Raw genomic sequence first — 20958 nt, 5'->3', positions numbered from 1 at the left:
GCGGGTTGCGACGACGGTCTCATCTGGCGCCGGGCACCCATTCCGTTTCGATCAGCGGAATTTGCGGCGCGCAATCGCGCGGCAGGGTGCCCTTGATCCTGGGATCATCGGTGATTTCGAAACCGGTTGCATAGGGTTCAAATCCGCAAGCCCGGTAGAAACCGATAACGCTGTGATGATCGAAGCTGCTGGTGTGCAGCCAGATGCGGATGGGGCCTAGGCGCCATGCCTGGTCGAGCGCGCCCGCCATCAGCCGTTTGCCGAAGCCTTGGCCAGTCAAGGAGGGAAACAGGCCGAAATAGGTAATCTCGATCTCGTTGCTGCCGGCGACCGAGAATTCGACCATGCCGACATGCCGCCCACTCTCATCATGGCCGTAGTAGAGATGCTGACGTCGGTCGGCGAAATGCGCCGCGATGTCGGCGTCCGACATTTCGGCGGCGCGGTCCCAGAGCCAGGGAGCGCCGATCTCGAGGAAGACTGCGCGGTAGACGGCGGGATCGGGCTTGGTGACGCGGGTCATAGCTAGCGGATGCGCGAGACCGGGCACCGGGGCACGCGCCTCCATCCACGTCACCGCATTGATGATTTTGCCTGCCGGCACGCGCCGGTAGCCCGGGACGAGATCGGTGGTTTCATCCGGCAATGAGCCTTCAGTGACTTGCATCTGTCCTCGGTCTTCCGCCGCGCAGCCTGGCCGGCATGTCAAGAAGCTGATGCCAACTCTGCGGCCGCCTGCCAAGTGGCTCCAGAGGTGGGCCATGATTTTGACCCGCCTGTCGCCTTGCCTTTTCGGAGAACGGCATATGAGATATGATACACCATCCATGGAGAAGCGGAATATCATGCCTGAACGAATAACGGACGAGGCCATCTTGCGGGCGGTCGACGATGGCTTCGACCGCCAGCTCGCCTTCTTGGCGGACCTCGTACGCTTTCCCTCGCAGCGTGGTGAGGAACACGCCGCGCAATCCTTCATGGCGGCCGCCTATGAAGCCAATGGCTATGCGGTCGATATGTGGCGTGTCGATGTCGATGCGATCCGCGACCTGCCTGGATTCTCGCCCGTAGCGGTTTCCTACGATGACGCGTTCAACGTCGTCGCCACCCACACGCCGAAAAACGTCACCGGTCGCTCGCTGATCCTCAACGGCCATATCGATGTGGTGCCGACCGGACCGCTCGACCGCTGGGTGCGAGATCCCTACGATCCGGCGATCGAGGATGGCTGGATGCATGGCCGCGGCGCCGGCGACATGAAGGCCGGCCTGTCGGCCTGTCTCTATGCGCTGGCCGCCTTGCGCGGCCTCGGCTATCAGCCGGCGGCGAAAGTGTTCCTGCAGTCGGTGGTCGAGGAGGAGTGCACCGGCAATGGCGCGCTTGCTTGCCTGCAGCGCGGTTATCGCGCCGACGCCGCCTTCATTCCCGAACCGCTGGAACCAAGACTGATGCGGGCGCAGGTTGGGCCGATCTGGTTCAGGGTCGAGGTCGACGGCGATCCGCAGCACGCGTCGGGCGCCTTTTCCGCCGGCGCCAATGCCATCGAGAAGGCGTTTCTCATCATCCAGGCGCTGAAGCAACTCGAAATCGTCTGGAATGCCAGAAAGGTTGACGACAGGCATTTCTGTAATCACCCGCACCCGATCCGATTCAACCTCGGCAAGATCGAAGGCGGCGAATGGACATCGAGCGTTCCCGCCCGCTGCGTCTTCGAGATGCGGGTCGCGACCTATCCCGGCCAGAAGCTCGAGGACGCCAGGGCCGAACTCGAGGCCTGCATCGCCGATGCCGCCCGCGCCGATCCGTTCCTCGCCAATCGCCCGCCCAGGATGACCTATAACGGCTTCATGGCCGAGGGCTATGTGCTGGAAGGCGCCGACGAGATGGAAGCCGTGCTGCGCCGCAGCCACACCGCCGTGTGGGGTGAGCCGTTGACGGAACATGTCACCTCGGCCACCACCGATGCGCGCTTCTTCGGCCTTTATGCCGACACGCCGGCAATCGTCTACGGCCCGATCTGCCGCATGCCGCATGGCTATGACGAGGCTGTCGATCTCGATTCCGTGCGCAAGGTCACCCAGACCATTGCGCTCTTCATCGCCGACTGGTGCGGCCTCGAACCCATCGATGCCGAGGTCAGGCCATGAACGCGGCCGCATCGGATGCTTTCGGCGAGACGCTCGCGGACGATGCGCCCGACGTCTCGATCGCCGAGGCGCTTGCCCTGTTGCGTCGGCACTATGGGCTCACTGGCAGCGCGCGCACGCTGCCAGGCGAACGCGACCACAATTTTCACATCCAGACGGAAGGCGAGGGCGAATTTGTCCTGAAGGTCTCGCATCCGGCGGAAGAGGCTGATTTCACCGATTTCCAGAACAAGGCGCTCGACCACATACTGATCGTCGACCCGGCTTTGCCGGTTCCCTCGGTGCGCAAGAGCCTTGAAGGCGAAGCGCAGTTCATGGTCGACCTCGGCGGATCGGTGCCGCGCATCGTGCGGCTCGTCACCTATCTGCCGGGCCAGCTGCTTTCGCGCTCGCCCACCTCATCGGCACAGGATCGCAATCTCGGCATCTTCCTCGCCCGGCTTGGCCGGGCGCTGCGCGGCTTCTTCCATCCGGCCGCCGGCAGCGACCTTTTGTGGGACATCCGCAAGGTCGCCAAGACGCGGCCCATGCTGGCGCATATCGTCGATGCCGGCCACCGCGCCATGGTCGAGCGCGCCATCGACGCCTACGAGGAGCACGCGGCGCCGGTTATTCCCGGACTGCGCGCCCAGATCGTCCACAACGACATGAACTCCTACAATGTGGTGATGGACGCTTCGCGACCGGAAATGGTCAACGGCATCCTCGATTTCGGCGACATGATCCATTCGCCGCTGATCTGCGATCTCGCCATCGGGGCCGTCTATCGCTGGCCGGCCGAAGGTCATCCGCTGGCGCCCGCCGCGCGCTTCGTCGCCGGCTATCAGTCCGTGCAGCCGCTCGAGATCGAAGAACTTGGCATCCTCTTTCACCTCATTCGTGCCCGCCTCGCACTCATCGCCAACATCGCCAGCTGGCAGGCCGAGCGTTTTCCAGCCAAGCGCGACTATGTCCTGCGCCTCATCACCGAGGTCTGGGCCTCGCTTGAGCGGCTGGACGGACTGTCGTCCGCGGACGCCCGCCGCTATTTTCTCGACCATTCCAAGCCGGAGTAGATGCCGTGTCCCTGTCCTCGCCACATCCTGCAAATGTCGATTCGGCGGCATCCGAGCAAGCGCTGCTCGAACGTCGCGCCAGATTGCTCGGGCCGACCTATCGCGCCTTCTACCGCAGCCCGATCCATCTGGTGCGTGGCAGCGGTATCTGGCTCTACGATGCCCAAGGCCGAAAATACCTCGACGCCTATAACAACGTCGCCTCCGTCGGACACTGCCACCCGCGCGTCGTAGAGGCGCTGTCTGGGCAGGCCGCCACGCTCAACACGCACACGCGCTATCTCAGCGAGATCATCCTCGACTACGCGGAAAGACTGCTCGGTACGCTTCCCTCCCATCTCGGCCATGCCATGTTCACCTGCACCGGCAGCGAGGCCAACGATCTCGCCATCCGCATCGCCCAGCACTCGACCGGCAACAGCGGTGTGATCATCACCGACTTCGCCTATCACGGCGCCACCATCGCGACGGCACAGCTGTCGCCGGCGGCGGTCGGGGCAGCGGGCGTGCCCGCGCAGCATCGGGTCGTGGCGGCGCCGGACACGTTCCGCGACGGCGGCCGCGCCGCGCATGATTTCGCCAGAAATGTCGCCGCTGCCATCGAGGATATGCGCGCGCAAAACATCCGCCCGGCGGCGCTGCTGCTTGATTCCGCCTTTTCTAGCGACGGCATCTTCTTCCCCGACGCTTCCGTCATGCGCGAGGCGGCCGATCACGTCAGGAAGGCGGGCGGCATCGTCATCGCCGACGAGGTCCAGTCCGGTTTCGGCCGGCTTGGCCAGGGCATGTGGGGCTTCGCCAACTATGGCCTCGCGCCTGATATCGTCACCATGGGCAAGCCGATCGGTGACGGGCATCCGATGGGCGCGGTGATCGTGCGGCCGCAGCTGGTGAGCTCGTTCGGTTCGAACACCGGCTACTTCAACACTTTCGGCGGCAATCCGGTCGCCGCCGCGGTCGGCATCGCCGTGCTCGATGTGATCGAGGGCGAGGGGCTGATCGAGAACGCGCGGACGGTTGGCGCCTATACAGGAGAATTGCTGCGCGCCTTGCAGAGCCGGCACGGCATGGTCGCCGATGTCAGGCACAACGGCCTCTATTTCGGCGTCGAGCTGATGGCGGAGGATGAGGCCACTGCTGCTGCCAAGACTTCATCCGTCGTTGAAGCCATGCGCGAGGACGGCGTGCTGATCTCGTCGTGCGGTCCACGCGGCAATGTGCTGAAGATCAGGCCGCCGCTGCCCTTTGCCAGGGACAATGCCGAGCAGCTGGCCGAGGCGCTCGATCGCGCACTGTCGAACTGGTGAACTGAGCGGCACGCATGCTGAAGCTCGAGCATCAAACCCTCAATGACCGGGCCTACGGCGCGCTCAAGCAGGAGTTGATCTCGGGCGGCTTCAGCCCGGGCCAGACACTGGTCATCCGCAAGCTTGCCGAGAGCTTTGGCATTTCGACGACGCCGATCCGCGAGGCGCTGCAAAGACTGGTCGCCGAGCGACTTCTGGAAATGCAGAACAACCGCTCGATCATCGTGCCCTTGCTCTCCGCGCCCGCCTTCTCGGAACTGACGCGCATCCGCATCGCCGTCGAGGGACTGGCGGGCGATATGGCCACGTCACGGATGACTGAAAGCGGGCTGGCCGACATCCAAGCCGCGCTCGCCGGCATGCAGCGGGCTATCGAGGCGCAGGACGCCACGGCCTATCTGGCCCTGAACGAAGCCTTCCATTTTGCTATTTATGAGCACGCCGGCGCGCCGATCCTCTTGAACATGATCCGCGATCTCTGGGGGCGCGTCGGACCCTATCTCAAGCTCCTGATGCGGGCTGATCGCTACATTCCGCAATCCAATGACGCACACCGCGGGATCGTCGCCGCGCTGGAACAGCGCAACGGTCCGGCCGTTCGGGCTTCCCTTGAAGAGGATATCTCCGTGGCGGCCGCGGTCCTCTCCGACAATCTTCACATGGCGCACTGATCGCGGGGCAGGCCCGGTCGGCCTATGCCGTCTCGTCCATCCGGTCGCGCAGGATGCTCCAGCCGAGCAGCATGTTGGGCGCGTGCCGCAGCAGGGCATGGAACGGAATTGGCGCCGGCGGTGCGAAGGGCAGCGGCAAATCACGCGCTTCGGTTCCAGCGGCCCAGTCGGCCAGCACCTTGCCCATCGCCGTGGTCATGGCAATGCCGCGTCCATTGCAGGCGCGACCGGCGATCAGCCCCGGCCCGAGGTCCAGGACATGCGGCAGGAAATCCGGTTCGACCGCCGCCATCCCCGACCAGTTGTAGGCAATCGGGGGCAAATCAGGCAGGTCGAGGTGCCGGCCGAGCCGTCGCCAGATTGTTTGCGACACGCGCGTATCGGCGCCGGCGCCAAGAATATGCATGCCGCCGCTGATCAGCCGGTTGTCGGCGTCGAAGCGAAAGGTGAAGAGGTTGCGCCTGGTGTCGCCGACGCCTTGTCCGCCAGGCAGCAGACGCGTTCGGATTTCATGCGGCAGGGGCGCGGTCGCGATCTGGAAGACCTTCAGCGGAATATAGGTTCGCCGCAGCAACGGATCGAGCGACCCGCCATAGGCGTTGGTAGCGATCAGCACCTTGGCCGCGCGTACCAGGCCCAACCGTGTTTGAAGTGCCCAACCATCGGCGACGCGATCGATCGAGGTGACCGGCGTGTGCTCGAAAATCTTCGCGCCGGCCTTCTCCGCCGCATCGGCGAGCCCCAGCGCATAGGCGACCGGATTGAGCACGCCGCTGGAACGATCCATCCAGCCACCGACATAGCCGCGTGCGCCGGTCAGCGCTTCGACCTCTTGCCGATCCAGGGTTACGACAGGCCGGCCGCGCCGCGCCCATTGGTCCGCGCGGGATTTGACCTTCTCCAGGGCCGCCGGCGAGTGCGCCGGCTGGATCCATCCGTTCTGCACCGCGTCGCAGTCGATGCCGTGCCGCCGGATCAATCCGAAGACGAGGTCGGCACTGCCGGCGGCAAAATCGATGAGGCGTTCGCCGCGCTCGGCGCCGAGATGCGCGAGGATGCTGCCGGGGTCCATCCTGGCGAAGTTCGGCACGACGAAACCGGCATTCCTGCCAGTCGCGCCCCAGGCGATGATCTCGGCTTCGAGCACTGCGACCGAGATGCCTTTTTCGGCGGCGTGCAGCGCGGTCGACAGACCGGAAAATCCACCGCCGACAATGGCAAGGTCGACATCGAGGTTGCCACTCAGCGCAGGCCGCTTGCGGCGATCGCGTCTGATGGCATGCCAAAGCGAAATGCCGTTCGCACCCTGCCGGACCGGGGCATTCATGAACCGGAACTGCTTTTGTCCGTGGCGATCCGCGTGCGCTTGCCGAAGCGCGTCCGCAGCGGCCTGTCGCCGAACAATCCGTTCGGCCGCATCAGCAGGATCACGCAGAGCATCACGCCGATGGCGACGATCTGCAGCGAAGCGGCGCGCGCCTGCTGCTCGGGCGGGAAGAACACGCTGGTCAGCGTGCCCGATCCGGCCCAAATCCCCCAGACCAGGACACTGCCGATGACCGCGCCGAGATTGCTGCCCGAGCCCCCGACGATCAGCATCACCCAGACCTGAAAGGTGAGGATCGGCAGGTAATTGTCCGGCGCGATGAAGCCGGTGAAATGCGCCTGCAGCGCGCCGGCCAGCGCCATGATGGCGCCGCCGACGGCAAACGCCTGGACGCGGTAGAAGCGCGCGCTCTTGCCCAGCGAAATCGCGGCCCGCTCGTCCTCCCGCAGCGCCTTCAGCACACGCCCCCAGGGGCTGCGCGACAGGTGTTCCAAGGCGAGATAGGCAATCAGCGTCACAGCGCAGACGACGGCAAGGTTCGACAGGTTGAACAGCAGCGGCGTCTCCGCCAGGCCGCCGAAGGGGCGCGGGATGAAGCCGATGCCGAACGGTCCGCCGGTCAGGTTCTGCGCGTTGAGTGCGACCAATTGCACGACGACAGCCACGCCGAAGGTGGTGATCGCCAGATAGTCGGATCTAAGACGCAACGTCGCCATGCCGGTAAGCGCGGCCGCAATGCCGCCAACGATCATGGCACCCACCCAGCCGGCGAGGATGGGCAGGCCAAAGCCGCCGAGCCGCGCGGGATCGTCCGGTGTCGTCAGCAGCGCCGAGGTGTAGGCACCGATGGCGACGAAGCCCGCCAGGCCGACATTGAACAGGCCGGTCAGGCCCCATTGCAGGTTGAGCCCCAGCGTGACCAGTGAGAAGATCAGCGCCGTGGTCAGGAAGAAGGCGCCGTATCCGACCAGATCGATCATCTTTCCCGAACTCCGAAAAGGCCGATCGGCCGCACGAACAGCACAGCCATCAGGATGATGAAGGAAACGGCGGCGCGCCATTCGGGGCCGATCAGCTGCACCGCGCCGGCTTCCGCGAGACCGATGATCAGGCCGCCGAGCACCGCGCCCGGGATGCTGCCGATGCCGCCGAGGATGGCGGCGGCGAACATCGGCAGCAGCATGTCGAAGCCCATGAACGGGCGGATCTGCACCAGGATGCCGATCATCACGCCAGCCACGCAGGCGAGCGCGCCGCCGATGATCCACGTCACCCGCACCACGCTGGCAACGTCGATCCCGACGACGCGGGCCAGTGCCGCGTTCTGGCTCAAGGCCTGCATGGCGCGGCCAGTCTGCGTGCGCGTCATCAACAGATGCACGCCGAGCACGAGTATGGCGGTCAACACGAGCAACGCGATCTGGTCGGGCGTGATGCGGATGCCGAAGCCGACCGGCATGGCGATCTGGATCGCCCGGCTGAAATAGGTCGGCCGTGAGGTGAAGGTGAATTCGAGCAGGCTGCGTAGCGCCATCGAGGCCCCGAAGCTCGCCATCACCACGATGATCGCCTGGCCCTGCGAGCGCAGCCGCGAAAACAGGATCTTGTCGAGCAGCAGTGCGAGCAAGGCGGTGAATGCCATGCCGACGATCAGGGCAACAAGAAGCGGCCAGCCGAAGGATAGCGGCCCGATCGGTGCCACCTTGCCGAACATCGCACCGATGGCACTGACCACGGCCAGCGTCGCATAGGTGCCCCAGGCCATGAAGTCGCCATGGGCGAAGTTGGAGAAACGCAGGATTGAATAGGTGAGCGTCACGCCGATTGCGCCGAGGCCGATCATCGAGCCGGTCAGCAATCCGTCGACGATGAATTGCAGGCTCATGCCGCGCCTCCCTTACCTGCGTGAGAAGGGCGCTGGCCAAGATAGAGTTCGGCGACGACAGGGTCGTTCCACAATTCGGAGGCTATGCCTTCGTGCCGGTCCTTGCCTTCGGCCAGCACATAGGCGCGGTCGCCGATGGCAAGCGCTGCCTTGGCATTCTGCTCGACCAAAAGGATGGTGACTCCGGACTTGCGGATGCCGGCCAGCATCTCGAATACCATCGCGACGAACTTCGGCGACAGGCCGGCGGACGGCTCGTCCAGCACCAGCACCTTGGGATGGACGATCAGCGCCCGCGCCACGGCAAGCATCTGCCGCTGGCCTCCCGACAGATTGCCGGCGGCGGTGCGGCGCTGGCGGACAAGGTCGGGGAAGGCGGCGTACATTTCCTCGATGCGGGCCGGGATGTCGCGCCGCTCGAGGATGCCGCAGGACACCTTGAGATTGTCCTCCACCGACATCAGCGGAAAGATGTTCTCGGTCTGCGGCACGAAGGCGAGGCCAAGCCGCACCATGGTGTGGGCGGTCGCGGCGGTGATGTCCCTGCCGTCCAGCAGCACCGTGCCGCCGGTGATCGGCACGAGGCCGGCGATCGCCTTGATGAAGCTCGACTTGCCAGCGCCGTTGGGGCCGAGCACGACGACGATCTCGCCTCTGTCGACGGTGATCGAGGCGCCGCGCACGATCGGCACGCCGGGCTCATAGCCGGCTTCGAGGTCGCGCACATCGAGGACGGTCTCGCTCATGCGGTGCCTCCGAGATAGGCCTCGATGACGCGCGGGTCGCGAGCGACCTCTTCCGCCGTGCCTTCGCTCAGCAGTTGGCCGCTCGCCATGACAAGGACACGGTGACAGAGCCGCGTCACCATGTCGATGTTGTGCTCGATCAGCAGGAAGGTGATGCCGCGCGCGTTGATGTCGCGGATGCGGTCGATGATGACTTCGAGCAGCGTCGCGTTGACGCCGGCGGCGGGTTCGTCAAGCAGGATGATCGCCGGGTCGGCCATCATGACCCGGGCAAGTTCGAGCAGCTTGCGCTGGCCGCCGGACAGCACGCGCGCCGGCTCATGGGCGAGATGGCTGAGGGTGACGAGTTCGAGCAGCTCGAGGGCTTTCGTCCGGGCGGCTTTTTCCTGTGCCGCCACCCGCCACGGCGTGAGGAAGTTAGCCAGCAGCTTTTCGCCGGCCTGACCCTGTGCCGCGAGCATGATGTTTTCGATCAGCGTCAGATTGGGCAGCGGGCGCGGGATCTGGAAGGTGCGGCCGAGCCCTCGGCCGATGCGCAAATGAGCGGCTTCGCCGGAGACGCGCGTGCCGTTGAGAAGGATGTCGCCGCTGGTCGGCAGGATGCTGCCTGCGAGCAGGTCGAACATGGTCGTCTTGCCGGCCCCGTTGGGTCCGATCAGGCCAAGGATTTCGCCCGCTTTGACATGAAACGAGACATTGTTGACGGCGACAAGGCCGCCGAACCGCCTGACGACGTTGCTTGCCGTCAGAACCGGGACAAGGGTCTCCTTCCCCTGCCTTTCCGCTGCCTCGCTCATCAAACCCTCTGGCCGAAGACGGTCGTCGCCGTCTTCTGATTATGATTTGTGATCACACTTGCTTTGATCACGCTATTCGGCTTTAATTTCATCTGCAAGCCGAAAACCCGCCGAGAACGGAATTCCATGCAAAAGGCTGCCATCGAAAAAAACAACGAGGCGATCGCGGCCCAGCTCGCGCCGGTCGGCCGCGAGACGGTGCAGGATCGCGTCTATTCCGAACTGCGTCGCGCCTTGATCGGTGGCCTGTTCGAACCAAGCCAGGTGCTGACCATCCGCGGTCTGGCCGATGCGCTGGTCACTTCGACCATGCCGGTGCGCGAGGCGCTTGGCCGCCTGATCACGGAGAAGGCGCTGGAGGCGCTGCCCAACCGCTCGGTGCGCGTGCCGCCAATCACGCTGGAGCGCCTCGACGATCTCTTGCGTGCCCGCGTCCTGATCGAGGGCGAGGCGATCGCGCTGGCTGCCGCCCGCATGGGACCGCGCCAGATCACCACCATCGAAACCATTCTCGGCGAGTGGGACGAGATGCGGGCGCTGAAACACAAGAAGGATGTCGACCGCGAAGTGACGCTCAACCAGAGCTTTCACTTCGAGATCTATCGCTCCTGCGGCTCGGCCGTGTTGATCCCGATGATCGAGAGCCTGTGGCTGCAATCAGGTCCATGCATCCGCGTCGCCATCTACGCTTTCTCGGAAGCCGGCGAGGTCGACACCGCCCAGTATCACCGCCGCATCGTCGAGGCGCTGGCCACGCAGGATGCTCGGGCGGCGCGCGAAGCACTGGTCGCCGACATCAGCCGGCCCTTCACCTTCCTGCGCAGCAAACTGCAATCCGCCGCCGCGAAAGGCCAGATATGACCTCCATCAGGATCAGCGAGCCCCGCTCCAAGCTTTCCGTCACTGCGCTGCTGCTGCCGGAAAAGGCGCCGGAGAATGCGGCCTTTCTCACAGCCTATCTCGCCACGCCACGTGTCGTCCCCGCCATTCACGCCATGTGGACGGGACCTGAGATCTCCTCTCCGGTTCCATCAGCCGATCTCGAGGGGCAGGCCTATGCCCAGCCGCTGCCGGCGGAGAACGCGACCCTGACGCCGCAGCCAGGTGACATCGTGTTGTCCTACGTGCCGCCGCGCATGTGGGGCGGCCACCCCAACGCCATCTTCGACATCGGCCTGTTCTACGGGCAGGGCGCGCGTCTGCTGTTCCCGATCGGCTGGCTGGCCGGCAGCGTCGTCGCGCAGGTGAAGCCCGAGGAGCGCGATCAATTCGCGGCTGCCTGCGGCATCATCCGCCGCAACGGCGCCTGCGACATCACCTTCAGCCTGGTGGAGGCCTGAAATGGCTGACGACAGTTTCGAACTCTTCGATCTCCGCGTCGAGGCGGTCATTCCGCGGGGCAAGCCGATCTATTGCGGCGCCAGGGCCGGCGACTATTTCGAGCTCAAGGGCGAGATGCTGTCGATGCCAGCCGGGCAGGGCTTTTCGATCTATTCGATCTCGGCGGTGCTGCCGCTCCTGGCGGCGAAGCAGCGCCCGACCCACCCGAACGACTGGATGACCTCGGACGCGGAGATCGCCTGTCCCGATCCCAACTGTGCCAGCAGGCTGCGGATCGTCAGACTGGCCAAGCGGCGATTCAGCCATGCCGAAACCACGGCCGTGCCGCTGCCGAAAGGGAATGACCTGACATGACCGCCAAGACATTCGAGCTCAGCCCCGGCCACGCGATTTCGCGCGTCATACGCGGTGGCTGGCAACTGGCCGGCGGCCATGGCGCCATCGATCGCAGTCAGGCCGTAAGCGACCTGATCGCCACCTTCGATGCCGGCATCTGGACCTATGATTGCGCCGATATCTACACCGGCGTCGAGGAATTGATCGGCGCCGCGCGCTTGCGGCTGGCCAATGAGCGTGGTCTCGATGCAGCCGCCAAAATGAAGGTGCACACCAAGCTCGTGCCCGACCTTGAACGGCTCGCTACGATCAGCCGCGACTATATCAGGGGCATCGTCGACCAGTCGCTGCGCAGGCTTAAGACCGAGCGGCTCGACCTCGTGCAGTTTCACTGGTGGGATTATGCGCAGCCGCGCTATATCGAGGCGATGGGTTGGCTCAACGAGCTTCGGCGCGAGGGCAAGCTGCGCAATCTCGGCACCACCAATTTCGATACGCCCCGGCTTGCCGAAATTCTGTCAGCCGGCATCCCGCTGGTCAGCCAGCAGCTGCAATATTCGGTGCTCGACCAGCGTCCGGCGAACAGCCTCGCCGGGCTTGCGGAGGAAAACGGCGTCAGCTTTCTCTGCTACGGTTCTGTGGCCGGCGGCTTTCTCAGCGACAAATGGCTTGGTGTCGCCGAACCCGGCACGCCGCTCGAAAACCGCTCGCTGGTCAAGTACAAGCTGATCATCGACGATTTCGGCGGCTGGGACCTGTTCCAGCAACTGCTTCGCGCGCTGAAGGCGGTGGGCGACCGCCACGCCGTCGACATCGCCACCATCGCCAGCGCCTGGGTGCTGGAGCAGCCGCGAGTGGCCGCGGTCATCGTCGGTGCCCGCAACCAGGCGCATGCGCTGGCCAACGCCAAGATCATGGATGTCGTACTCGACGCCGATGACCGTGCGCGGATTGCAGCCGTGATAGCGAGGGGCAACGGCCTTGAGGGAGATGTCTACACGCTGGAGCGCGACCGCCACGGCCGCCACGGCTCGATCATGCACTACAATCTCAACGCGGGCCGGATATGAAGACCATGGACGACAGGTTGTTTTCGCAGGCCAGCGCCGAAGTCGTCGATCTGCATCGCTTTTTCGTCGACTGGTTCGTCGCCTCGCGCGCCGACAAGGTGGATTTCGGCCGCTTCGAAGCCGTCATGGGCGAAGGCCTGACCATGATCGCACCAGGCGGCCAGATCCTCGACCGCGATGCCGTGATCGACCATGTGCGCTCCAGCCGCGCCACTTGCGACGACGGCTTTGCCATATCGATCGAGGACATCCGGCCCGGCTGGCAGGATGGCGACACGATCGTCGTCCTCTATGTCGAGGCGCAGCTGCGCGCGGGCAAGCACGGCCGCCGCCAGTCGAGCGCGGTCTTCACCACCCGTTCATCGGCGCCCAACGGCGTCCAATGGCGGCATCTGCATGAAACCTGGCTGCAGGTGCCGGAACACTGAGAATTTCCAGACGTCAAATCAGTTCGTGTAACTCAAGGGGAACAACAATGAGAAAGACGATACTCCAGCTCACCACGGCACTTGCTCTCGTGACGATGGCGGGTGCCGCACAGGCCGCCGACTGCAAGATCACCGTCGGTCTCGTCATGGAACTGACCGGTCCGGCCGGTGAATACGGACAGGCCGGCGCCAAATCGGTCGAAATGGCCTTCCGCGACATCAACCAAGCCGGCGGCGTGCGCGGCTGCGATCTCGTCACCGACACGCGCGACAGCCAGAGCCAGGGCAACATCGCGGTCGATGCCGCCACCCAGCTGGTGCAGGTCAAGAAAGTGCCTGTGATCATCGGTGGCATCATTTCCTCGGTGTCGATCCCGATCCTGACCTCGGTGACCGCGCCGGCCAAGATCGTCCAGGTCTCGCCGGCGTCGTCCTCGCCGACACTGACGACACTCGGCCGCGACGGCAAGACCAACGGCATCTTCTTCCGCACCATCACCTCGGACGCGCTGCAGGGCGTGGCCGCCGCCAAATATGCCGTCGACAGGGGTTTCAAGAAGCTGGCGATCATCCACGTCAACAACGACTTCGGCGTCAACATGGTGGCCGAATTCTCGCGGGCCTACAAAGCGCTCGGCGGCACCATCGTCTCCGACACCCCCTACAACGAGAAGCAGTCGAGCTACGCCTCGGAAGTCACCGCGGCGATGGGTGGCGAACCGGATGGATTGTACCTGGTCAGCACGCCCGTCGACGGCGCCACCATCGCCCGCACCTGGATTTCGCAGGGCGGCGTGCAGAAATTCCTGCTCAATGACGGCATGAACAGCCCTGATTTCATCGAGTCCGTCGGCGCCGATTATCTGAAGGACGCCTATGGCACGTCTTCCGGCACCAGCCCGACCGCCTCGACGGAGTATTTCACCAAGAACTACAAGGCGTTTTCCGGCATCGAACCGTCAAATCCCGCGGCAGACCGCTCCTATGATGCCGGCGCCATTGTCGGGCTCGCCATCGCGATTGCCGGCTCCGAGGACCCGGCCAAGATCAAGGACGCCATGTACAAGGCAGTCGATCCCGCCGGCACGCCGATTTATGCCGGCAAGGAAGAATTCGCCAAGGCGCTCGGCCTGATCAAGGACGGCAAGCCGATCCGCTATGAAGGCGTCATCGGTCCCGTGGTCTTCGACAAGTTTGGCGACATCACTGGCCCGTTCCGGCTGTGGAAGATCGCCGACGGCAAGGTGACGACCGATGGTGAAATGACCACCGACGACGTCAACGCGCTGCAGGCCAAGCTTCAGTAAGCCGTCGCTGTACTTCCGGCATCGATCTCGCCCATCGCGATCGATGCCGGCATAGTCTGAGGCAGCTCGATATCGCTTGCACGACAAGCGGGCGCGATTAGGATTGGTCGGCTGCAATTCAGGGGATGGCGAGCGTGCTGGACAAGGATACTCATCGGGCGATCCGGTTGTTGGACGCTGATGATGCGCCCTGTCACGCAGGCGCCTGAGCCGGATGTCACCTGAAATACAACGGCTGCTCTCCGCGCTTGGCAACAGGCTGGGCGCGGGCGGCGTGCTCGCCGGCTCCGACGTGGACCAGCGCTATCGTGACGATCCCGACGGCAAGCTCGGCGTGCTTCCCGAAGCCGTGCTGCGCCCGCGCGATGCCGAGGGTGTCGCGGCGGCACTCGCCGCGTGCAACGCTCTTGGCCAGCCGGTCGTCGTCCAGGGCGGGCGCACCGGGCTGGCCGGTGGCGCGCGCGTCCAGCCGGGCGAGGTCGTGCTGTCGCTGGAACGCATGACCGGCCTTGCCGCCCCGGATTGTCAAGCCGCCACCATCGTCGCCGAAGCTGGCGCGACGCTGCAATCGGTGCAGGAAGCGGCCGACGGCGCCGGGCTGATGTTCGGCGTCGATATCGGCGCGCGGGGCTCCGCCACGGTCGGCGGCAACATCGCCACCAATGCCGGCGGCATCCGCGTGCTGCGTTATGGCATGTACCGGGCACAGGTGCTGGGGCTGGAGGCGGTACTCGCCGATGGCACCGTGCTGACGTCGCTCAAAGGCCTGCCCAAGGACAATTCCGGCTACGACCTCGGCCAACTCTTCATCGGCGCGGAAGGGACGCTTGGCGTCGTCACCCGCGCCGCGCTCCGGCTGCATCCCAAGCCCGCATCCGAGGTGAACGCCTTCTGCGCGCTGCCTTCGCTCGATGCGGCGATTGGCCTGCTTGGGCTGCTGCGGCAAAAGCTCGGCCCGCTTTTGTCCGCCTATGAGGTCAATATCGCGCCGCTCTATGACGTCATGGTCGCCAGCATGGCCATGCCGGCGCCGCTTCCGGCCGGATCACCCGTCTATGTGCTGGCCGAAATCCAGGGCAGCGAGCCAGAACGTGACGGCGAGCGCTTCGCCGAGGTCTTGATGCAGGCGGTCGAGGACGGCGTCGTCGACGATGTTGTCGTCTCCCAATCGCCGCGCGAATTCCGCGCGCTGTGGGATGTGCGGGAGGACGCCAACCGCGTCCTGTTTTCGATGAAAGGCCTGATCGGCGTCGACATCAGCATCCCGTTGGCGCGAATGGGGGCGTTCCTGCAAGAAGCGGATGCCGCCATCCGCGCGGTCGATCCCGGTGCCGACATCTACGTCTTCGGCCATCTCGGGGACGGCAACCTGCACTATCAGGTGCTGACGGCGGACCCGGCGGCGGCCTACGGTATCATCTATCGCGGCGTGGCGGCGGCCGGAGGTGGCGTGTCGGCCGAGCATGGCATCGGCCTCGATAAGAAGCGGTGGCTGAATCTGGTGCGCAGTGACGCCGAGATCGCCACGATGCGGCGGCTGAAGACGGCGCTCGATCCGAAGAACATCCTCAATCCCGGACGAGTCTTCGACCTTGACCCAACCGCTTGAAACTCAGGTACGTTCCGTCGCCATTTGCCTGGGAATGAGAAAACGGGCGGCGAGCACGCACAGCAGCACGGTGAACATCAGGATCAGCGCCACCAGCGCATTGATGTCGGGCGAGAAGCCTAGACGCATCATCGCCCACAGCCGGACCGGCAGCGTGCTTTGCGTGCCGGTGACCAGGATGGTGATCATGGTCTCGTCGAACGACAGCGCGAAGGCCAGGATGGCGCCGCCGACCATGGCGCTCGACAGGTTCGGCAGGATGATGCGCCAGAAGGTCTGCCAACCGCTGGCGCCGAGATCGTAGGATGCTTCGACCAGCGTGCGGCTCATCGACTGCAGCCGCATCAGCACAGTGCGGTAGACGATCGCCAGCACGAACACGGTGTGGCCGATGACAACCGTCAGCAGCGAGCGTTCGAGGCCGATCTCGCGGAAGAAGATCAGCAGCGCCAGGCCGCTGATGATAGGCGGCATCAGGAATGGCAGGAAGATGATGAACTGCAGAACCGAACGTCCCGAGCGGCGGCCGTGATAGTAGAGCGCCAGCAGCGTCCCGCTGACCACCGACAGGATCACGGTACAGACGCCGACGATCAGCGTGGTGCGCAACGCGGTCAGGATGTCATGGTTTTCAGCCAGCGCCACATAGGTCGAAAAGGTCGGCGACGACCAGTCGACATTGCCATGCGAAATGGTGAAGAACGACGACACGATCGGCACGAACAGTGGGCTGTAAAGCAGTACCGCGACCAGCGTCGTAATCGCGGCCAGGAAGACAGTGGAAGGCCGGGGCAGCGCGCTCATACCGACGTCCCCCGGCTGCGCCCGAACCGTTCGCCAATGAGAATGGCGGCGATCACCACGATCGCAAGCGCCACCGACAGCGCGGCGCCGAACGGCCAGTTATAGGCCGTGCCGAACTGGCTGTAGAGGATGCGGCCGAAGGTGAAGCCGCTGATCCCGCCGACCATCTGAGGCGTCAGGAAATCGCCGATCGCCAGTACGAAGACGAAGCTCGCCGCCGAGGCGACGCCGGGCAGGCTCAGCGGCAAGGTGATGCGCAGGAATGTCTGCAGGCTGCTGGCGCCCAGGTCATCCGAGGCGCGCAGCAAGGTCTGCGGGATCCGCTCCAGCGACAGGAAGATCGGCAGGATGGCGAACGGGATCAAAAGCAGGCTCAGCGTCAAGAGGATCGCGTTCATGTTGAAGACGAAAAGCGTCGATGGCTGATCCAGGATGCCGAGCGCCACCAGCGCCTTGTTGAGGAAGCCGTTGAGGCCGAGGATGCTGCGGATCGCGTAGATCTTGATGACGTAGCTCATCAGCAGTGGCACCAGCAGCAACATCAGCAGGGCATAGCGCCACCGCCCTTTCAGCGTCGTCAGGAAGTAGGCGGCGGGATAGGCGAGAAGGATACAGATGACGGCCACCGATACGCACAGCACGATGGTGTTCCAGAACACCGGCAGAAAGATCGGGTCGGTGAAAAACCTGACATAGTTGCCGAGCGTCGGTGCATGGACGATCGTACCCTGGTCGACGCTGAAGAAACTGTAGACCAGGAAGATTGCCAGCGGCACGAGGACGAAGATAACCGGCAAGGCGAATGCCAGCACCGTCACCAGCCCTGACAGTCGCCGTTGCGCGGCGTGTGTCGAGCCGGTTCCGCTCATGCCAGCACCAGATGGCCTTCATGCGGCGCAAACGAAAGCGAGACCGTCTCGCCGGATTTCAAGATGCTGCCGTCGATCCGGCTCGGCATGCGCAGCCGCAGGCGCTGCGCGGCATCGTCCGCCCCCGCCATGATCGTGGCGACCGTCGACGAGCCGGCAAAGGCGAGATCGACAATGGCACCGGAAAAGCGATTGGCGCCATCACGGGCGTCCGCGAGATGCAAGGCTTCGGGGCGGAACGCCGCGAAAGCCGCGGCGCCATCCGGGGCAATCTTCAGATGCGGCTGGTCGCCGATCGAGCAGACCAACCGTCCGAGTGCCGTCTCGATCGGTCGCTGCTCGCCTTGCACCGGACCGAGCTTTCCGGCCACCAGATTGTTCTCGCCGAAGAAGCGCGCCACGAATTCGCAATTCGGCTTGTAGTAGAGCTCATGCGGCGTGCCGAGCTGGCGGATATGGCCGGCCTGCATGACGCAGATCCGATCGGCCATGCCGATCGCTTCTTCCTGGTCGTGGGTGACGAACAGGAAGGTGGTCTTGATCTCGCGCTGGATGGATTTCAGGAACTCCTGCATCTGCCGGCGCAATTCGAGATCGAGTGCCGCCAGCGGCTCGTCGAGCAGGATCAGGCGCGGCTGGCAGATCAGCGCCCGGGCGAGCGCGACACGCTGGCGCTGGCCGCCGGAAAGCTGTGCCGGAAAGCGCTCGGCGAAACGTCCGAGCTGCACCAGATCGAGGGCTTGCGCCACGCGGCTGGCGATCTCCTTGCGCTTGATATGGCGCACCGAAAGCCCATAGCCGACATTGCCGGAGACGGTCATATGGGGGAACAGCGCATAGTCCTGGAACACCGTGTTGAACGGCCGCTTGTTGATCGGCATGCGGCTGATGTCCTGGCCGTCCAGCCGGATCTCGCCTGACGTCAGCGGCTCCAGCCCCCCGATCAGCCGCAGGACCGTCGTCTTGCCCGAACCCGACGGTCCAAGGACGGTGAGGAACTCACCGTCCCGGAGCGACAGGTCGATGTCGTGCAGCACGGGAACCGTGCCGTAGGATTTCGAGACGGACCGCAGCGTCAAGAGGTCGGTGTTCTGGCTCATGGGATATTCTCGCATACGCTTCGGCGGTCCGGAACGTCCGGACCGCCGGGTCCTTCGAAGTCAGGCGCGGAAGGGATCAGGGCGTCGCCTTGACCTCGTTCCACAAGTCCGAACGCTTGAGCGGATCCTCGACATTGTTGAGCCAGACCAGCTTGTCGTTGCCGCCCGCACTGCTCGACTCGACCACCGTGTTGCCGAATCCGGTGCGCTCGGAAAGCGCGCCGCTGACCTTCTTCGTCAGCATGAAGTCGATCCATTTCTCGGCCGCGGCATTGTCGCGGACACCCTTGGAGATCACCCAGTTGTCGAGCCAGGCAAGCGCGCCTTCGCTCGGATTGACGTAGGCGACATGGGCGCCGATCTTCTGCAGTGCCTTCACCTGCTGCTGGCCATAATTGGCCCAGATCAGCGCAACGTCATTGTTTTGATAGATCTGCTGCGCCTCGTCGGCGGTGGTGTAGAAGCTCAGCACATTGCGCTTGAGCTCGACCAGCTTGGCCTTGACCGCCGCCATTTGTTTTTCGTCGAGGTTGAACGGATCCTTGTAGCCGAGCGTCAGCGCGGTGAACGAGAAATTGTGCTCGCCATTGTCGTAGGCGAGGATCTTGCCCTTGTAGGCCGGATCCCACAGGACGGACATCGAGGTCGGCGCCGGCTTGACCTTGTCGGTGTCGTAGATCAGCCCGATGGAATCGAAGCAGAACGGAATACCGTAGACCTTGCCGTCCTTGGTGTCGCCGCTGACCTGAGACAGATCGCGGAAGCGCGGCAGCACGTCCTTCTGGTTCGGCAGCTTGGTGATGTCGATCGGCGACACCAGATCGGCCTTGATGTAGCGCTGCAACTGGGCGGTATTGACGGCGAAGACGTCGAAGTCCTGCCCTTCGCTGCCCTTGATCTTGGCCCAGATTTCGTCATCGCTGCCGATGAAGACGACATCGACGCCGATGCCGGTGGCGGCGGTGAAGTCCTTCACCCAGTCCGGGTCGGCATAACCGTCCCAGGCCAGCACGCGAAGGTTCGCGGCCAGCGCCGCCGACGTCATCAGGCCGATGCCGAGCCCGATGGTCGCTAGTCTCAGAAACGCTTTCTTCAGTCCCATTTTTAATCTCCCATTGTCGTTCTGGTGGACCGTAATTTCCGGGGCTATCGCCGTCACAGCTGGGTGACGGCGACCAGTCCCTCGTCCGGCACCGACACCATCCGGTTGCGCAACGGCTTGCCGAATGTCTGTGCCTGGATTTCATACTCGTCGCCGGAAGCCGTCTTGACGCCGGAGGCGTAGCTCATCACCGCCGCTCCGAAGAAATAGGCGTGCAGGTCGCCCGCCCTGCGGTGCATCGGGTAGCGGAAATGGAAGTGTTCGAGATTGGCGATCGAATGCGACATGTGCGCTTCGCCCGACAGGAATTCCTGTTCCCAGATAACAGTGCCGTCGCGCAGAATGCGGGAATGGCCACGCACTTCTTCGGGCAGGTCGCCGATCAGAAGCTCCGGTCCGATCGAGCAGGAGCGGAGTTTCGAGTGGGCGAGATAGAGGTAGTTCTCGGCCTCCGTCACATGGTCGGAATATTCGTTGCCCAGCGCATAGCCGATGCGATAGGGGCGGCCATCCGGCCCATTGAGGTAAAGGCCGACGATCTCGGCTTCTTCGGCGCCGGCTTTCGCGAAGGCAGGCATCGGCAGATCGGCGCCAGGCGGCACGACACAGGTGCCGACGCCCTTGAAGAACCACTCGGGCTGGATGCCGATCTTGCCGGCGCCGGGCTTGCCGCCTTCCAGGCCCATGCGGAAGATCTTCAGCGAATCCGATTCCTCGGCGTCCTCGCCATGGGTCAGCACATGCATCTTGTCGCGCGCGGCGGCACTTCCGGTGTGGGTGAGGCCGGTGCCGGTGACCAGGAAGCGCGCCGGTTCCGGATGGTCGACGGGAGCGAGCACGCGGCCATCGCGCAGCAGTTCGCCATAGTCGATCGTGGCCGCACCCGTCCGCTTCTCGACCAGCGCCGCGATCGATGCACCCTGGGCGATCGCCGCTTCGGCGAGCTCCAGCACGGTGCTTGTCTTGTCGAGTGGATGCAGGCGATTGCCGTCATCGGAAACGCGGCCGACCCGCCTGCCGCCATCGATCGTTGTGTACTGAACAAGACGCATGAAAT

Annotated in this window: 22 protein-coding genes; 11 read left to right on the top strand and 11 right to left on the bottom strand. The window is 64.4% G+C overall.

Annotated elements, in window-relative coordinates; all coding sequences use genetic code 11:
- Positions 1–19: 19 nt before the first annotated feature.
- Positions 20–667 (bottom strand): GNAT family N-acetyltransferase, encoded by a 648-nt coding sequence (locus LB555_RS17620; protein ID WP_224595500.1) that lies wholly within the window; start codon positions 665–667, stop codon positions 20–22.
- A 178-nt stretch (positions 668–845) separates the two neighbouring features.
- Here LB555_RS17620 and LB555_RS17615 point away from each other — a divergent pair, with 178 nt between their 5' ends.
- From LB555_RS17615 to LB555_RS17600, 4 genes are read left to right on the top strand one after another with little or no spacing between them, the layout of a single operon-like run.
- The gene (locus tag LB555_RS17615; RefSeq protein WP_224683369.1) at positions 846–2147 is read left to right on the top strand and encodes an ArgE/DapE family deacylase; all 1302 of its coding nucleotides are present in this window, start codon (positions 846–848) and stop codon (positions 2145–2147) included.
- Positions 2144–3202: a phosphotransferase gene (locus tag LB555_RS17610; RefSeq protein ID WP_224582732.1), complete on the top strand. Its 1059-nt coding sequence runs from the start codon at positions 2144–2146 to the stop codon at positions 3200–3202. The genes LB555_RS17615 and LB555_RS17610 overlap by 4 nt, the downstream gene beginning before the upstream one ends.
- Before the next feature lie 5 nt (positions 3203–3207).
- Positions 3208–4509, top strand: coding sequence for an aspartate aminotransferase family protein (locus LB555_RS17605; RefSeq protein WP_224683368.1), 1302 nt, complete (start codon positions 3208–3210; stop codon positions 4507–4509).
- Positions 4510–4523: 14 nt separating this feature from the next.
- Entirely contained in the window at positions 4524–5180 is a 657-nt protein-coding gene (locus LB555_RS17600; RefSeq protein ID WP_224683367.1) for a GntR family transcriptional regulator, read from the top strand.
- Positions 5181–5202: 22 nt separating this feature from the next.
- Here LB555_RS17600 and LB555_RS17595 read toward each other — a convergent pair whose 3' ends face one another.
- From LB555_RS17595 to LB555_RS17575, 5 genes are read right to left on the bottom strand one after another with little or no spacing between them, the layout of a single operon-like run.
- Complete coding sequence (locus LB555_RS17595) at positions 5203–6507, bottom strand: NAD(P)/FAD-dependent oxidoreductase (RefSeq protein ID WP_224683366.1); 1305 nt, start codon at positions 6505–6507, stop codon at positions 5203–5205.
- Positions 6504–7487 (bottom strand): branched-chain amino acid ABC transporter permease, encoded by a 984-nt coding sequence (locus LB555_RS17590; RefSeq protein WP_224582746.1) that lies wholly within the window; start codon positions 7485–7487, stop codon positions 6504–6506. Before LB555_RS17590 ends, LB555_RS17595 begins: the two co-directional genes overlap by 4 nt.
- Complete coding sequence (locus LB555_RS17585) at positions 7484–8392, bottom strand: branched-chain amino acid ABC transporter permease (RefSeq protein ID WP_224683365.1); 909 nt, start codon at positions 8390–8392, stop codon at positions 7484–7486. Before LB555_RS17585 ends, LB555_RS17590 begins: the two co-directional genes overlap by 4 nt.
- Complete coding sequence (locus LB555_RS17580; protein WP_224683364.1) at positions 8389–9138, bottom strand: ABC transporter ATP-binding protein; 750 nt, start codon at positions 9136–9138, stop codon at positions 8389–8391. Before LB555_RS17580 ends, LB555_RS17585 begins: the two co-directional genes overlap by 4 nt.
- Complete coding sequence (locus LB555_RS17575; RefSeq protein ID WP_140617454.1) at positions 9135–9935, bottom strand: ABC transporter ATP-binding protein; 801 nt, start codon at positions 9933–9935, stop codon at positions 9135–9137. Before LB555_RS17575 ends, LB555_RS17580 begins: the two co-directional genes overlap by 4 nt.
- Before the next feature lie 126 nt (positions 9936–10061).
- Here LB555_RS17575 and LB555_RS17570 point away from each other — a divergent pair, with 126 nt between their 5' ends.
- The 7 genes from LB555_RS17570 to LB555_RS17540 all read left to right on the top strand — a co-directional run bounded on the left by LB555_RS17570 (position 10062) and on the right by LB555_RS17540 (position 16026).
- A complete protein-coding gene (locus LB555_RS17570; protein ID WP_224683363.1) occupies positions 10062–10796 on the top strand; it encodes a GntR family transcriptional regulator in 735 nt (244 codons plus the stop codon).
- The gene (locus LB555_RS17565; protein WP_224683362.1) at positions 10793–11275 is read left to right on the top strand and encodes a DUF3830 family protein; all 483 of its coding nucleotides are present in this window, start codon (positions 10793–10795) and stop codon (positions 11273–11275) included. Before LB555_RS17570 ends, LB555_RS17565 begins: the two co-directional genes overlap by 4 nt.
- Before the next feature lies 1 nt (position 11276).
- Positions 11277–11630, top strand: coding sequence for a TIGR04076 family protein (locus tag LB555_RS17560; RefSeq protein WP_140617451.1), 354 nt, complete (start codon positions 11277–11279; stop codon positions 11628–11630).
- Entirely contained in the window at positions 11627–12682 is a 1056-nt protein-coding gene (locus tag LB555_RS17555; protein ID WP_224683361.1) for an aldo/keto reductase, read from the top strand. The genes LB555_RS17560 and LB555_RS17555 overlap by 4 nt, the downstream gene beginning before the upstream one ends.
- 5 nt (positions 12683–12687) lie before the next feature.
- Positions 12688–13110: a DUF4440 domain-containing protein gene (locus LB555_RS17550; RefSeq protein ID WP_224683360.1), complete on the top strand. Its 423-nt coding sequence runs from the start codon at positions 12688–12690 to the stop codon at positions 13108–13110.
- Positions 13111–13157: 47 nt separating this feature from the next.
- Positions 13158–14417, top strand: a complete 1260-nt coding sequence (locus LB555_RS17545; RefSeq protein WP_224683359.1) for an ABC transporter substrate-binding protein — start codon at positions 13158–13160, stop codon at positions 14415–14417.
- Between the two features lie 214 nt (positions 14418–14631).
- Positions 14632–16026 (top strand): FAD-binding oxidoreductase, encoded by a 1395-nt coding sequence (locus LB555_RS17540; protein ID WP_224683358.1) that lies wholly within the window; start codon positions 14632–14634, stop codon positions 16024–16026.
- A 3-nt stretch (positions 16027–16029) separates the two neighbouring features.
- Here the strand turns inward: LB555_RS17540 and LB555_RS17535 are convergent, their stop codons facing one another.
- From LB555_RS17535 to araD1, 5 genes are all read right to left on the bottom strand, one after another.
- The gene (locus LB555_RS17535; protein WP_140724495.1) at positions 16030–16830 is read right to left on the bottom strand and encodes an ABC transporter permease; all 801 of its coding nucleotides are present in this window, start codon (positions 16828–16830) and stop codon (positions 16030–16032) included.
- Positions 16827–17699, bottom strand: coding sequence for an ABC transporter permease (locus LB555_RS17530; RefSeq protein ID WP_224683357.1), 873 nt, complete (start codon positions 17697–17699; stop codon positions 16827–16829). Before LB555_RS17530 ends, LB555_RS17535 begins: the two co-directional genes overlap by 4 nt.
- Positions 17696–18799, bottom strand: coding sequence for an ABC transporter ATP-binding protein (locus LB555_RS17525; RefSeq protein WP_224683356.1), 1104 nt, complete (start codon positions 18797–18799; stop codon positions 17696–17698). Before LB555_RS17525 ends, LB555_RS17530 begins: the two co-directional genes overlap by 4 nt.
- Before the next feature lie 76 nt (positions 18800–18875).
- Positions 18876–19901, bottom strand: a complete 1026-nt coding sequence (locus LB555_RS17520) for an ABC transporter substrate-binding protein (RefSeq protein ID WP_023782299.1) — start codon at positions 19899–19901, stop codon at positions 18876–18878.
- Positions 19902–19954: 53 nt separating this feature from the next.
- Positions 19955–20953: an AraD1 family protein gene (gene araD1 / locus LB555_RS17515; RefSeq protein ID WP_140724501.1), complete on the bottom strand. Its 999-nt coding sequence runs from the start codon at positions 20951–20953 to the stop codon at positions 19955–19957.
- Positions 20954–20958: the final 5 nt, after the last annotated feature.

Origin of the sequence: Mesorhizobium sp. BR-1-1-10, assembly GCF_020165595.1 — a bacterium.
Lineage (GTDB): Bacteria > Pseudomonadota > Alphaproteobacteria > Rhizobiales > Rhizobiaceae > Mesorhizobium > Mesorhizobium australicum.
This window is presented reverse-complemented; position numbering and strand designations above follow the sequence as displayed.

Excerpts from the sequence above, each read along its gene's own strand:
- LB555_RS17620 (WP_224595500.1), bottom strand. The coding sequence starts at position 667 with ATGCAAGTCACTGAAGGCTCATTGCCGGATGAAACCACCGATCTCGTC.
- LB555_RS17615 (WP_224683369.1), top strand. The coding sequence starts at position 846 with ATGCCTGAACGAATAACGGACGAGGCCATCTTGCGGGCGGTCGACGAT.
- LB555_RS17610 (WP_224582732.1), top strand. The coding sequence starts at position 2,144 with ATGAACGCGGCCGCATCGGATGCTTTCGGCGAGACGCTCGCGGACGAT.
- LB555_RS17600 (WP_224683367.1), top strand. The coding sequence starts at position 4,524 with ATGCTGAAGCTCGAGCATCAAACCCTCAATGACCGGGCCTACGGCGCG.
- LB555_RS17595 (WP_224683366.1), bottom strand. The coding sequence starts at position 6,507 with ATGAATGCCCCGGTCCGGCAGGGTGCGAACGGCATTTCGCTTTGGCAT.
- LB555_RS17590 (WP_224582746.1), bottom strand. The coding sequence starts at position 7,487 with ATGATCGATCTGGTCGGATACGGCGCCTTCTTCCTGACCACGGCGCTG.
- LB555_RS17585 (WP_224683365.1), bottom strand. The coding sequence starts at position 8,392 with ATGAGCCTGCAATTCATCGTCGACGGATTGCTGACCGGCTCGATGATC.
- LB555_RS17580 (WP_224683364.1), bottom strand. The coding sequence starts at position 9,138 with ATGAGCGAGACCGTCCTCGATGTGCGCGACCTCGAAGCCGGCTATGAG.
- LB555_RS17575 (WP_140617454.1), bottom strand. The coding sequence starts at position 9,935 with ATGAGCGAGGCAGCGGAAAGGCAGGGGAAGGAGACCCTTGTCCCGGTT.
- LB555_RS17570 (WP_224683363.1), top strand. The coding sequence starts at position 10,062 with ATGCAAAAGGCTGCCATCGAAAAAAACAACGAGGCGATCGCGGCCCAG.
- LB555_RS17565 (WP_224683362.1), top strand. The coding sequence starts at position 10,793 with ATGACCTCCATCAGGATCAGCGAGCCCCGCTCCAAGCTTTCCGTCACT.
- LB555_RS17560 (WP_140617451.1), top strand. The coding sequence starts at position 11,277 with ATGGCTGACGACAGTTTCGAACTCTTCGATCTCCGCGTCGAGGCGGTC.
- LB555_RS17555 (WP_224683361.1), top strand. The coding sequence starts at position 11,627 with ATGACCGCCAAGACATTCGAGCTCAGCCCCGGCCACGCGATTTCGCGC.
- LB555_RS17550 (WP_224683360.1), top strand. The coding sequence starts at position 12,688 with ATGGACGACAGGTTGTTTTCGCAGGCCAGCGCCGAAGTCGTCGATCTG.
- LB555_RS17545 (WP_224683359.1), top strand. The coding sequence starts at position 13,158 with ATGAGAAAGACGATACTCCAGCTCACCACGGCACTTGCTCTCGTGACG.
- LB555_RS17540 (WP_224683358.1), top strand. The coding sequence starts at position 14,632 with ATGTCACCTGAAATACAACGGCTGCTCTCCGCGCTTGGCAACAGGCTG.
- LB555_RS17535 (WP_140724495.1), bottom strand. The coding sequence starts at position 16,830 with ATGAGCGCGCTGCCCCGGCCTTCCACTGTCTTCCTGGCCGCGATTACG.
- LB555_RS17530 (WP_224683357.1), bottom strand. The coding sequence starts at position 17,699 with ATGAGCGGAACCGGCTCGACACACGCCGCGCAACGGCGACTGTCAGGG.
- LB555_RS17525 (WP_224683356.1), bottom strand. The coding sequence starts at position 18,799 with ATGAGCCAGAACACCGACCTCTTGACGCTGCGGTCCGTCTCGAAATCC.
- LB555_RS17520 (WP_023782299.1), bottom strand. The coding sequence starts at position 19,901 with ATGGGACTGAAGAAAGCGTTTCTGAGACTAGCGACCATCGGGCTCGGC.
- araD1 (WP_140724501.1), bottom strand. The coding sequence starts at position 20,953 with ATGCGTCTTGTTCAGTACACAACGATCGATGGCGGCAGGCGGGTCGGC.